General features: G+C 59.8%; 9 protein-coding genes and 2 pseudogenes. 8 read left to right on the forward strand and 3 right to left on the reverse strand.

All coding sequences use genetic code 11. The annotated features are described in order from the left end of the window. Window positions 1-86: 86 nt before the first annotated feature. From C8029_RS01425 to C8029_RS01455, 7 genes and pseudogenes are all read left to right on the forward strand, one after another. A complete protein-coding gene (locus C8029_RS01425; protein WP_009571554.1) occupies window positions 87-512 on the forward strand; it encodes a hypothetical protein in 426 nt (141 codons plus the stop codon). Between the two features lie 223 nt (window positions 513-735). Further along, entirely contained in the window at window positions 736-1638 is a 903-nt protein-coding gene (locus C8029_RS01430) for a LysR family transcriptional regulator (protein ID WP_152002088.1), read from the forward strand. 90 nt (window positions 1639-1728) lie between these two features. Then, on the forward strand, window positions 1729-2223 hold the full coding sequence (locus C8029_RS01435; protein WP_193217566.1) for a formate dehydrogenase subunit gamma: 495 nt from the start codon (window positions 1729-1731) through the stop codon (window positions 2221-2223). Next, the gene (locus C8029_RS01440) at window positions 2220-3737 is read left to right on the forward strand and encodes a formate dehydrogenase beta subunit (RefSeq protein WP_009571551.1); all 1518 of its coding nucleotides are present in this window, start codon (window positions 2220-2222) and stop codon (window positions 3735-3737) included. The genes C8029_RS01435 and C8029_RS01440 overlap by 4 nt, the downstream gene beginning before the upstream one ends. Further along, window positions 3734-6666: pseudogene (gene fdhF / locus C8029_RS01445) on the forward strand (formate dehydrogenase subunit alpha). The gene C8029_RS01440 and the pseudogene fdhF overlap by 4 nt, the downstream one beginning before the upstream one ends. Continuing rightward, entirely contained in the window at window positions 6663-7436 is a 774-nt protein-coding gene (gene fdhD, locus C8029_RS01450) for a formate dehydrogenase accessory sulfurtransferase FdhD (protein ID WP_152002089.1), read from the forward strand. Before fdhF ends, fdhD begins: the two are co-directional and overlap by 4 nt. Beyond that, window positions 7433-7636: a formate dehydrogenase subunit delta gene (locus C8029_RS01455; RefSeq protein ID WP_152002090.1), complete on the forward strand. Its 204-nt coding sequence runs from the start codon at window positions 7433-7435 to the stop codon at window positions 7634-7636. The genes fdhD and C8029_RS01455 overlap by 4 nt, the downstream gene beginning before the upstream one ends. Before the next feature lie 15 nt (window positions 7637-7651). Here C8029_RS01455 and fghA read toward each other — a convergent pair whose 3' ends face one another. Both fghA and C8029_RS01465 read right to left on the reverse strand, forming a co-directional pair. After that, complete coding sequence (gene fghA / locus C8029_RS01460) at window positions 7652-8491, reverse strand: S-formylglutathione hydrolase (protein WP_152002091.1); 840 nt, start codon at window positions 8489-8491, stop codon at window positions 7652-7654. Continuing rightward, window positions 8491-9600, reverse strand: coding sequence for an S-(hydroxymethyl)glutathione dehydrogenase/class III alcohol dehydrogenase (locus C8029_RS01465; protein ID WP_009571546.1), 1110 nt, complete (start codon window positions 9598-9600; stop codon window positions 8491-8493). The genes fghA and C8029_RS01465 overlap by 1 nt, the downstream gene beginning before the upstream one ends. Window positions 9601-9894: 294 nt before the next feature. Between C8029_RS01465 and mnmH the strand changes: the two are divergent. Further along, window positions 9895-10943: pseudogene (gene mnmH / locus C8029_RS01470) on the forward strand (tRNA 2-selenouridine(34) synthase MnmH). A 5-nt stretch (window positions 10944-10948) separates the two neighbouring features. On the opposite strand, the gene selD reads toward mnmH, so the two are convergent. Continuing rightward, the gene (gene selD, locus C8029_RS01475) at window positions 10949-13144 is read right to left on the reverse strand and encodes a selenide, water dikinase SelD (protein ID WP_152002092.1); all 2196 of its coding nucleotides are present in this window, start codon (window positions 13142-13144) and stop codon (window positions 10949-10951) included. Window positions 13145-13187 lie beyond the last annotated feature (43 nt).

The following is a 13187-nucleotide window of genomic DNA, read 5'->3' on the forward strand; positions in this document are numbered from 1 at the left end:
GGGAGGACACCTGTTCGTTGGAGTATAAGGTGGTTCGTTGTGTATCAAAAGGTGCTAATTCCCTTGTTTGCAAAAGGATTGTTTCCATGAGGCCCGTCATCGCCACTCTTCTGCTTTTCGCGGCCACCTTTGGGGCCCACACCCCCGCAATGGCTGAAAATTTCACCACAGCGGCGGAAGTTAAGCCGATTTTGCAAGCGACCAAACCGCAATGGGTCGCCGTGCGCAGCTATGACGGCCAAGACCTTTTGTATTTCACCAATCTTTTGTCGTGGCGTTGTGGGGTGAGCGAGATTTTCTATGCGGTCAATGGTGGTGACATGGTGCCGTTTCAGGCCGAACCTTGTTACATGGACAGCGCGCAACCCAACGCCCTGAAGGCCGAGAGCCTCGACAGTATTTTGGTGATGTTCGCGCCGGGATCGGTGCAAACCGTGTCGGTGAATGTGATCTTTGACGATGGCACATCCGATCAGGCGCACTATGAGCGCAAGGCGATCGAGATTCAGTAGCGCGATTTCGTGTGCGCAGCACGTCGGTCCGAAAATTCACCATCGCCCGCCAACTGCGTGGCATGGCTTTGACGTCAGAGCCAAATCCCGGCGGCCTCGGTTTGGCCGCCGGATTGATAAATGCATGGTCTGTTTCCTGACTGGCGCAGTCAAGCTGTGGATTTTCATTGTCTAATGGGGTGTTTTCCATCACTTTATAGTAAAGTGATTGGAAATTTCTATCATGCTGGACAAGCTCGACATGTTTATCGCGGTGGCGCGCGAACATCATTTTGGCCGCGCCGCCGTGAGCCTCGGCATCACCCAACCGACGCTCTCGGCGGGGATCAAACAGTTGGAGGATCAACTGGGTGTGCAACTGATCTTTCGCGGTTCGCGCTATGGCGGGTTGACGCCGGAGGGCACGCGGGCCTTGGATTGGGCGCGGCGGATCACGGGCGACGCGCGACAGTTGCGCGAGGAAATGCGCTCGACCCGGCATGGCCTGTCCGGTCAGCTTCGCATTGCGGTGATCCCAACGGCGCTGAACCTGGTTGCCAAATTGGCCGATGCGGTCAGTCGCAAACACCCGAAAGTGCGCTTTGTCATCCTGTCGCGCCCCTCACGGGATATTCTGGCGATGTTGGAGAATTTCGAGATCGACGCGGGCCTGTCTTATCTGGACAACGAACCGATGGGACGGGTCGAAACCGAGGCCTTGGGGCAGGAGCGCCTGGTGCTGGTTTGCGCCAAGACATCGCCCTTTGCCTGCCGTACAGAAGTGGACTGGGGTGAGCTGAATGGGCAAAAACTGGCGCTGATGACACCGGACATGCAAAACCGCCGGATCATCAACCAGGCCTTCATGCGCGCGGGCATCGCCCCCGAAGCGCAAATCGAATCCAACTCGATCCTTGCCCTGATCGCCAATGTTGCAGCGGGGGAGTGGATCACGGTCCTGCCCGATGACATCGCGCGGTTTTTGGCCGAGGGCAAGGGGCTGTCCTTGGTGCCGATGAGCGGCACAGAGGGGCGGGAGAGCCATATTGTTGGCCTCGTCGTGCCACAACGCGCCCCCCACACACCGGTGATCGAGGCACTTTTGGCCGAGGCGCGGCGGATACGGGGGGAAACGGGGGCGGTTTGATAGGAAATTTCTATCAGTTAACGGAATAGCGATATTGACCTTTTGTGTGTCGCTCGGGTCTTGTGGTGGAAATGACCAAAGAGGCCAGCCATGCGCACCCCAATGCCAGCCCAGTCCGATCTGACGTCGCCTGACGCGACAGACATCGAAGCCGTGATCCGCCCGTTTTTGGCGCTCGAAGGCCCGCTCTTGCCAATGCTGCACGCGCTGCAAGAGGTCTATGGCTATGTCCCCGAGACCGCTCACGCGCCGCTCTGTGCCGCGCTGAACATCACCCGCGCCGAACTCAAAGGCGTGCTGTCGTTTTACCATGATTTTCGCACCCGCCCGTCGGGCAAACATGTGTTGAAAATCTGCCGTGCCGAGGCCTGTCAGGCGATGGGCGCGACGGCCATGGCGGATCGGTTGTTGAAAAAACTGGGTCTGGAGTGGCACGGCACCACCGCCAATGGCGCGGTCACCGTTGAGCCGGTCTATTGCCTTGGTCTTTGCGCCTGCGCCCCCGCCGCGATGGTGGACGGCAAGGTGATCGGTCGGGTCGGTGACGCGCGTTTGGATACGGTTTTGGCGGAGGTTGGTGCATGAAAATCTATGTCCCCATGGACAGCGCCGCCAAGGCGCTGGGTGCCGATGACGTGGCCGGGGTGTTGGCTGCCGAGGCGCAAAAGCGCGGCCTTGAGGTCGAGATCATCCGCAACGGTACGCGCGGCATGATCTGGCTTGAACCGCTTGTTGAGATTGAGAAAGACGGCGTGCGTCAGGCCTATGGTCCGATTGCCCCCACCGATGTGGGCGCGCTTTTGGACGGTCGCGTTGACACGCATGGCTCGGTTGAAGACATCCCGTTTTTCGCCCGCCAAACCCGCCTGACCTTTGCTCGCTGCGGCCTCACCGATCCGCTTTCCATCGCGGATTATGAGGCCCATGGGGGGCTTGAAGGTCTCAAACGTGCGATTGCCATGTCGCAAGACGCGATCATTGATGAGGTCAAACTCTCCGGTCTGCGCGGACGTGGCGGCGCGGGCTTTCCGACCGGGATCAAATGGGACACCGTGCGCTTGGCCCATGCGCCGCAAAAATACATCGTCTGCAATGCGGACGAGGGCGACAGCGGCACCTTTGCCGACCGGATGATCATGGAAGGCGACCCGTTCACCCTGATCGAAGGCATGACCATCGCCGGGATCGGCTGTGGCGCCACCAAAGGTTATATCTACATTCGCTCCGAATACCCGGACGCCATCGCCGTCATGTCCCGTGCGGTCGAGATTGCGCGCGCCGCGGGCGTTTTGGGCGTGGACATTCTGGGGTCGGGCAAGGCGTTTGACATGGAGGTCCGCACCGGGGCCGGAGCCTATGTGTGCGGCGAAGAGACCTCGTTGCTCAACTCGCTCGAAGGCAAACGCGGCGTGGTCCGCGCCAAGCCGCCTTTGCCCGCGTTGGAGGGGTTCCTCGGTCGCCCCACTGTGGTGAACAACGTAATTTCTCTGGCAACTGTGCCAGTGATCTTTGCCAAGGGCGCGGAGCATTACGCGAGCTTCGGTCTGGGGCGCTCAAAAGGCACGATGCCGATCCAGATTGCAGGAAATGTGAAATTTGGTGGCCTGTTTGAGACCGCTTTCGGCATGCCGTTGGGCGAATTGGTCAACACAGTCGCGGGCGGCACCGCCACTGGGCGGCCTGTCAAAGCGGTGCAAGTTGGCGGACCTTTGGGGGCCTATCTGCACCCGGATCAGTTTGACACGCCCTTTGGCTATGAAGAATTCGACGGGCAAAAGGCGCTCATCGGTCATGCCGGGATTGTGGTGTTTGATGACAGCGCCGACATGTTGTCGATGGCACGGTTTGCGATGGAATTTTGTGCGGTGGAAAGCTGTGGCAAATGCACGCCCTGCCGGATCGGTGCGGTGCGCGGTGTTGAGACGATTGACCGAATTGCCGAAGGCGACACAGGCGCAATCGAATTGCTCACCGATCTTTGCGAGGTGATGACCGATGGCTCGCTGTGCGCCTTGGGCGGGTTCACGCCCTTTCCGGTGATGTCGGCACTGCGACATTTCCCCGAAGATTTCGCCCCGCAAAAGGAGGCCGCAGAATGAAAGATTTCATCATCCCCGGACAGAATGACGCGTGGGGCAATGGCATTCAGGATGAGACAGATCGCGGCACTCCGGCGCACACCGGCGCGCCCGTGACGCTGACCATCGACGGTATGGAGATCACCGTGCCTGCGGGCACATCGGTGATGCGCGCGGCCTCCGAACTGGGCATCCAAGTGCCGAAACTTTGCGCCACCGACAGTCTTGAGGCCTTTGGCTCCTGCCGTCTTTGCGCGGTCGAAATCGAAGGGCGTCGCGGCACACCCGCGTCGTGCACCACACCGGTTCACGCCGGGATGACGGTCCACACTCAGACCCCGAAACTGCGCAAGCTGCGTAAGGGGGTGATGGAGCTTTACATCTCGGATCACCCGCTCGATTGCCTGACCTGTGCCGCCAACAATGATTGCGAATTGCAGGATATGGCCGGGGCCGTGGGCCTGCGCGATGTGCGCTATAAAGCACCGGAAAGCGCGCCACTGGCCAACCATTTCGAAGCGCGCGACACCTCAGGCGCGGCCAATCCCGAATGGTTGCCGAAAGACGACAGCAACCCGTATTTCACCTATGACGCCTCCAAATGTATCGTCTGCAACCGCTGTGTGCGGGCCTGCGAAGAGGTTCAGGGGACATTTGCCCTGACCATCGAAGGGCGCGGCTTTGACAGCCGCGTTGCGGTCGGGGCGGAAAATTTCATGGCCTCCGATTGCGTGTCCTGTGGCGCCTGTGTTCAGGCCTGCCCAACCGCGACCTTGCAGGAAAAATCCGTCATTGAACTCGGCACGCCGGATCGGTCCGTTGTCACCACCTGCGCCTATTGTGGTGTTGGCTGTAGCTTTAAGGCGGAGATGCAGGGCGATCAATTGGTTCGCATGGTGCCCTATAAACATGGCAAGGCGAACCGGGGTCATTCCTGTGTCAAAGGCCGGTTTGCCTATGGCTATGCCTCGCATTCGGACCGCATCCTCAACCCGATGATCCGCGACAGCGTCGATCAGCCGTGGAAAGAGGTGTCTTGGGAGGAGGCGCTTGACTTTGCCGCCAAGAAACTCGTCGGGCTTCAGGCCAAATACGGCCAAAAGAGCATTGGCGTGATCACCTCGTCGCGCTGCACCAATGAGGAAACCTATCTGGTGCAAAAACTCACCCGCGCGGTGTTTGGCAACAACAACACCGACACCTGCGCGCGCGTCTGCCATTCACCGACAGGCTATGGGTTAGGCCAAACATTCGGCACCTCCGCCGGGACACAGGATTTTGATTCCGTTGAGAAATCCGATGTGATCATCGTCATTGGCGCGAACCCGACGGATGGCCACCCGGTTTTTGCCTCGCGCCTGCGCAAACGCTTGCGTCAAGGGGCGAAACTGATCGTGGTGGACCCGCGCCGGATCGACCTTTTGCACACGCCACATATGGGCGAGGGCCATCATTTGCCACTCAAACCCGGCACCAACGTTGCCGTGGTCTCCGCGCTCTCGCATGTGATCGTGACCGAAGGGCTGATGGATGAGGCGTTTATCAAAGCGCGCTGTGATCTGGACGCTTGGGAGGATTACAAAGCCTTTATCAGTGAAGATCGCCACGCGCCCGAAGCTACAGAGGCGCTCACCGGCGTGCCGGCCGCGGCCTGCGGGATGCGGCGCGGGCCTTTGCGACGGGGGGCAATGGCGCGATCTATTATGGGCTTGGCGTCACCGAACACTCTCAGGGTTCGACCACCGTGATGGCCATCGCCAACCTTGCGATGATGACTGGCAACATTGGCCGCGAGGGCGTGGGGGTGAACCCGCTGCGCGGTCAAAACAACGTCCAGGGGTCATGTGATATGGGGTCTTTCCCGCATGAATTTCCGGGCTACCGCCATGTGCATGGCGATGAGGTGCGGCAGATGTTTGAACAGGTCTGGGGTGTCACGTTGGACGCGGAACCGGGCTTGCGCATTCCGAACATGTTGGATGCGGCGGTCGATGGCACCTTTAAAGGCCTCTATTGTCAGGGCGAAGACATCCTGCAATCCGACCCCGACACCAAACATGTGGCGGCTGGTTTGGCGGCGATGGACTGTGTCATCGTGCACGATCTGTTCCTCAATGAGACCGCCAATTACGCCCATGTGTTCTTGCCGGGATCGACGTTTTTGGAAAAAGACGGCACCTTCACCAACGCCGAACGCCGGATCAACCGGGTACGCAAAGTCATGGCACCGAAAAATGGCTATGCCGATTGGGAAGTCACCCAAATGCTGGCCAATGCCGTGTTAAAAGAAACCGGCGGCGCGCGCTGGACCTACACCCATCCGGCGGAAATCATGGATGAGATCGCCGCCACAACACCGTCTTTTGCCGGTGTGGACTATGCGCTTTTGGAGGCCGAAGGCTCGGTGCAATGGCCCTGTAACGAGGAGCATCCGGTTGGGACGCCCCTGATGCATGTGGATGAGTTCATGCGCGGCAAGGGGCGGTTTATCGTCACCGAGTATATTCCGACTGATGAGAAAACTGGTCCACGTTTCCCATTGTTGCTGACCACGGGGCGGATCCTGAGCCAGTATAACGTCGGTGCGCAAACCCGGCGGACGGAAAACTCGCAGTGGCATGACCAAGACCTGTTGGAAATCCACCCGCATGATGCCGAAAATCGCGGCCTCAAGGATGGTGATTGGGTGCGCTTGGCGTCACGCTCGGGGGAAACCTCGCTGCGCGCGACGGTGACGGATCGGGTTAGCCCGGGCGTGGTCTACACCACCTTCCACCACCCGGACACGCAGGCCAATGTCATCACCACGGAGTATTCCGATTGGGCCACCAATTGCCCGGAATACAAGGTGACGGCGGTGCAGGTCGCGGCCTCCAACGGACCGAGCGACTGGCAGCAAACCTATTCGGCTCAGGCGGAAAAATCCCGTCGGATTGCGGCGGCTGAATGAGCGAAGTCACCATCTCCAAGTCCGGGGCCGCCATGGCCGTAGACGCCCTGCCGGAGGAGCAACCCGTGGCGCTGGTGTTCAATGGCTCGACGGCGGCGGTGATGATGGCATCGCCCTTTGATCTGCCGGATTTCCTGCGCGGATTTGCCCGTTCTGAAGGCATCGTGAAAGGGGCGGGTGAGGTCACGGAGGTGGTGGCCCTCCGCCATGAGACGGGCTTTGAGGTCCGTGGGCGCATCCCTGAAGATCGCTCCGAGGCGATGGACGCGCGCCGTCGTGCGGCGGTTGGCCCCGTTGGCTGCGGCCTGTGCGGCATCGACAGTCTGGCGCAGGCGAGTGCCTTTCCCGGACAAGTCGCACCGATGGAACCGGGGCTGATGGATCACGCCCGCGCGGCGCTTGCGGCGTTGACTGCCGGACAGAAACGGCGCGAAGACGTGGGCGCGATGCATGCGGCGGGGTTTTTTGATGCCTCGGGATTGGTGGCCCTGCGCGAAGATGTCGGGCGGCACAATGCCTTGGACAAGTTGATCGGCGCGCTTGAAACCCGCGATCTCACCAAAGGCACGGTGTTGATCACCTCGCGGCTTTCGGTCGATTTGGTGCAAAAATGCGCGCGCGTCGGCGTGCCCGGATTGTTCAGCCTCTCAAGCCCGACCCGCGCAGCGGTCGATTTGGCCGGGCGTTGTGGCATGACGCTTTGCGTGATCCGGCGCGAGGCGATTGTGACCTATTCCACTGCGCAGACAGGAAAGGAAACCGTGCTGTGACCAATGATAAAATGATCTTGATGGCCAATCAAATTGCTGCGTTTTTCAACACCCAACCGGGGGCGGATCAGGCCAAAGGCGTGGCGCAGCACATCAAAGATTTTTGGGAGCCGCGGATGATTGCGCAACTGCGCGCTTATCTGGCCGAGGGCGGGCAGGGGCTTGATCCGTTGGTGATTGAGGCCGCAACACAGGTGTGATGCGGCCCTCAAATATTACATCCGCGCGGCGTGCCAGGCGACGTGATCGGCCATAAAGGTGGAGATAAAATAGTAGCTGTGATCATAGCCCTCCTGCATCCGCAGGGTGAGCTTTTGGCCTTTCGCGTCACAGATCGCTTGCAGCAACTCGGGCTTCAACTGGCCTTCCAGGAAATTATCCCCGGTGCCTTGATCGACCAAAATATCCGGCACAGAGGCACCATCTTCGATCATAGCGCAGGCATCATACTGGCGCCATGTGTTCCGGTCCGCACCGATATAGCCGGTCAACGCCTTTTCACCCCACGGGCAATTCAGCGGCGAGACGATCGGCGAAAAGGCCGAGACGGATTTGAACCGATCCGGGTTGCGCAGCGCGATGGTCAGCGCGCCGTGCCCGCCCATCGAGTGACCCGTGATGCCCTGACGCGCCATGTCGGCGGGGAAATGCGCCGCGATCAGATCGGGCAATTCACTTTCGATATAGGCCTGCATCCGGTAGTTTTTTGCGAAAGGCTCCTCGGTCGCATTGACATAAAACCCCGCGCCCAGACCAAAATCATAGGCCCCATCGGCATCGTCCGGCACCCCCTCGCCACGAGGCGAGGTGTCGGGGGCGACGAAAATCACGCGATGTTCGGCACAAGCCGCACGAAACTCGCCTTTTTCGGTAACATTGGCATGGGTGCAGGTCAGGCCCGACAGGTACCAAAGCACCGGGAGTTTTTCTCCCGGCGCGTGATCTGGCACGAAAACGGAAAAGGTCATTTCCGTTCCGGTCTCGGTGGACGGGTGGGTGTAAACCCCCTGCGTGCCACCGAAGGCCTTGTTGGTTGAAACGGTTCCAAGCGTCATCAGAACACCACGACGGAACGGATCGACTTGCCCGCATGCATCAGATCAAAGCCTTTATTGATCTCATCCAAGGTCAGAACATGGGTGATCATCGGGTCGATTTCGATCTTGCCGTTCATGTACCAATCGACGATTTTCGGTACATCGGTCCGGCCTTTCGCGCCACCGAAGGCGGAGCCTTGCCACACACGACCGGTGACCAATTGGAACGGGCGGGTTGAGATTTCCTTGCCTGCTTCCGCCACGCCGATCACGGTCGACACGCCCCAACCCCGGTGACAGGCCTCAAGCGCTTGGCGCATCACGGTGGTGTTGCCGGTGCAGTCAAAGGTGTAATCCGCGCCGCCGTCGGTCAGCTCAACAAGGTGTTGAACGATGTCGCCTTCGACTTTGAGCGGGTTGACGAAATGGGTCATGCCAAAGCGTTTGCCCCATTCCTCTTTGTCGTCATTGATGTCGACGCCGATGATTTTATCTGCGCCAACCATCCGCGCCGCTTGCAACACGTTCAGGCCGATACCGCCCAAACCGAACACGATCACGTTCGATCCGACTTCGACCTTGGCCGAATTGGTCACAGCGCCGACACCCGTGGTCACGCCGCAGCCGATGTAACAGGCTTTGTCAAACGGGGCGTCTTCGCGGATTTTCGCCAGCGCGATTTCCGGCAGAACGGTGAAGTTCGAAAACGTCGAACAGCCCATGTAGTGATACAGCGTTTCGCCTTTGTAGCTGAACCGCGAGGTGCCGTCGGGCATCAGGCCTTTGCCTTGGGTGGCGCGGATCGAGGTACAGAGGTTGGTTTTGCCTGAGAGGCAAGATTTACATTCGCGACACTCGGGCGTGTAGAGCGGGATGACGTGATCGCCGGGCTTTACGGACTTAACCCCCGCGCCGACTTCGCGCACAATGCCCGCGCCTTCGTGACCCAAAACGCAAGGGAACAATCCCTCGCTGTCCAGCCCGTCGAGGGTGTAGGCGTCGGTGTGGCAAATGCCGGTCGCCATGATTTCAACCAAAACCTCGCCGGCCTTCGGGCCTTCAAGGTCAAGTTCTACGATTTCCAACGGTTTTTTGGCCTCAAAGGCCACGGCTGCGCGCGTTTTCATGGGGTCTCCTTACGGGGCGAAGTGTCTATCGCGTTATATCACAAGGGCACGATGCGTGAGCTTTGGCCCGCACATCGGAAATGAGAAGATTTCCCCATATTTCATGGGAAAATCGTCCTGTTTACGTTGCGGCAAAAAGCCTCTGAGGTCAAACGCTTGGGGGTCATTTTTTGCACAAAAGGGGTGTGTTTTTTCACCCCTATTTCGGCCTTGACCCCAGGTGATCCGGTAGAGGTCAAAAGCCGCGCGATCTTGTTGCTGTTCTCGGCTTTGATCTGGCGTTAAAAGAGGGGGATGAATGACCCATTTTCCAGTCTCAAGACGCTTTTGGACACGCCGTTTGACACGATCATCGACGTGCGCGCGCCCTTGGAATTTGCCGAGGATCATATCCCCGGTGCGATCAATTTGCCCGTTTTGAACGACCGTGAACGCACCGAAGTGGGCACGATTTACAAGCAAAAATCGCCGTTTTTGGCCCGCAAACTTGGTGCTGCCATGGTCGCGCGCAATGCCGCCACTCATATCGAAGGGCCGCTTGCGGACAAGGATGGCGGCTGGCAACCGCTGGTTTATTGTTGGCGCGGCGGGCAAAGATCGAACTCTTTTGCCTCGATTTTAAAGCAAATCGGCTGGCGGGTTGAGGTGTTGGAGGGTGGCTATAAAACATGGCGCAGGCTGGTGGTGGAGGCGCTTTATGATCACGCTCTGCCCTATCGGATCGTCTTGTTGGATGGCAATACGGGGACTGCAAAAACGGATATTCTTCAAAGGGTAGCCTCAAAGGGTGGGCAGGTTTTAGACCTCGAAGGACTGGCCCGTCATCGCGGGTCTATTTTTGGCGCGATGGGCACGCAGCCGTCGCAAAAAGGCTTTGAAACCGCGCTGGCCACTGCGCTCGCTGCGCTTGACCCGAGCGCCCGGTTTTGGTCGAGGCGGAAAGTTCACGCATCGGTGCGCGCAACCTGCCCTCCATGCTTTGGGCCGCCATGTGTGATGCCCCGCGGATCGAGGTAAACGCCACGCTGGCCGCGCGGGCCGGGTATCTGGCCGAAGCCTACGCCGACCTTGTCGCGGATCGCGATCAGATGGATCAGCGCCTGGATCAGCTTGTGCCGTTGCAGGGCTATGAGCGCATTGATGCGTGGCGGGCGATGGCGCAGACCGGGGCCTTTGTCGATCTGGCGGAGGCGTTGATGGCGCATCATTACGATCCGCGCTACGAAAAAGCCCGTGCCCGCTATGCCCATGAGGTTTTGGAGCAGGTCGATCTTTTGGACATGAGCATGGCCGCACGGCAGGCGGCGGCCGAGCGGATCATCGCGAGGCTCAATACGCTCTGAACGGCTCACTCTGTCACAGACAGCAGCCCCGAAGTCTCTGTGATTTCTCCAATGATCGCTGAGGGATAGCCTGCATCGCGCAATACACTGAGGAGTTTCTCGGCCCGCATTGGCGACACGGTGGCCAACAACCCGCCCGCCGTTTGCGGATCAAACAACAGATCGGCGCGGGCGGTTTCTGGCCCTTGATATTCTGCGGCATAGGCGCGGTTGGCGGGAAAAATGGTCGAGCGCATCCCGGATTTCGCCAGCGTCAAAGCCCCCGGCAATAGCGGCACATCCGCGAGGCGCAAATGCGCGCCAACCTGTGAGGCGCGGCAGATCCCAAGCAAATGCCCAGCCAATCCAAATCCCGTCACATCGGTCATCGCATGGGCCGCATTTAAAATCCGCGAGGCGGCGCCCGAGCTTTGCACCATCGAGGCATAGGCCCGTTCCATGTCGCGGCCATGGGCCTGCATCGCCATGTCCGCCGCCAACATCACACCCGTGCCAATCGGTTTGGTCAGAATGATCTGATCGCCCGGACGCGCGCCTTTGAGGGTAATAGGACGATCCAAAAGCCCGGTGACGGTAAAGCCCATCGACAGTTCCGCCCCCATAGATGTATGCCCGCCGATGATCTGCGCACCTTCTGCGGCAAAGACGTCCTGCGCCGCCTGCATGATCTCAGTGAGCCAACGTTCCTGTAACGCGGCGCTCAGAGGCGGTAGGGTGATCGTCGCCAAAACCGCCTGAGGTGCTGCCCCCATCGCCCAGATGTCACCCAGTGCATGGGTGGCGGTGATCCGGGTCATCAACACCGGATCGGTGACAAAGCTGCGCAGGTGATCGACCGAGGCCACTTGCCAGGTGTCGCCATGGGTCAAAATCGCGGCATCATCGCCGGGCAAATGCAGAACGTCACCGCGATCTGGGTGCGGGTCTGTGCCGTCCGAGGCGTGCAAAACGCGGGTCAAAATATCGCCCCCGACCTTGGCCCCGCACGCGCCGCACATCGGCTTTTTGCCCTCCACCTCATCGCGCAGCCCCAAGGCCACACGGTCTGGTAAAGGCTTTGCGGTCATCGGGGATAAGTCTTTGAGTTTCGACATGAATGCGAGATCAATATGGTTCTTCCACCGCCACATCACTGGCCCAGACATACGGATGCCAGACTTATCGGCAAGCGCCGATTTCGACCCCAACGAGATCAGTTTGAGATAGTCGTTTTGCGGATGATAGGTGCGCAGATCGGCGCGCTCGGCGGGCTCCGATAAAAGTGCGCGCAGGTTGTAGTACAACACCGGGGCCTGCCGCACGGCGAACACCCCGGCTTTGGGACGTGGCGCATGGGCCATATGGACGCAATCGCCCGCTGCTAAGATCATAGGGTCGGAGCTTTGCAAGCTCGGGCCAACGGTGACAAAGCCGTCGCTCAGATCAAGCCCGGTCTGTGCCAACCAATCATAAGGCCGCGCACCCGCCGCCCCCAAGGTAAAGTGGGAAGGCAGGGTGGACCCGTCACCAAGGGTGATCGTCTCTGGGCCAATTTCGTCCACCTCGCACTGCGGTCGTAGGGCAACGCCGGATGTCGCCAATGCCTCCAAGAGGGCGCGGCGGGTGCTGCGGCGCAACTCTGACAGGATCTCGCTGCGGTCGATCAGGGTGACTTTGGCCGAAGAGAGCGCGCGCAAGGCATGGGCCATGGCCATGGCCAATTCTGCGCCTGCCACGCCGCCACCGATCACCGCCACCTCAGGCACCACCTCGCCGCGCAATGCGCGGGCGCGAAACGCGTGCCACCGGCTGGCGAAGGCCTCAAGTGGCTTGGCGGCGATGCCATGATCGGCAAACCCCGGCAGATCGGGCATGGCGGAGGTGATGCCGATGTCAATGGAGGCGACATCATAGGCGATGGGAGGGCGGCCTTCGACATGGATCAGCCTGGCCGCGCGATCAATGCCAGTGGCGCGTCCCAAAACCGCCCGCGCCCCGGCAAACCGCGCCAAACGCAACAGGTCAAGTTCCAAATCCTGCCGTTGATAATGCCCCGCAACAAACCCCGGCAACATGCCGGAATAGGCGGCAACCGCACCCGGATTGATCACCGTGACACGCACACCGGGCAGGGGATTCATGCCCCAGCGTTTGAGGATCAGCGCATGGGTGTGACCGCCGCCAATCAGGACCAAATCGCGAGTGAGGGGAAGCTCTTGCATGGCGGAGTCCGTTCTGTTCGTTTGGGGGAATCTGGTCTGATCC

This window comes from Roseobacter sp. TSBP12 (assembly GCF_009129705.1).
Lineage (GTDB): Bacteria > Pseudomonadota > Alphaproteobacteria > Rhodobacterales > Rhodobacteraceae > Celeribacter > Celeribacter baekdonensis_A.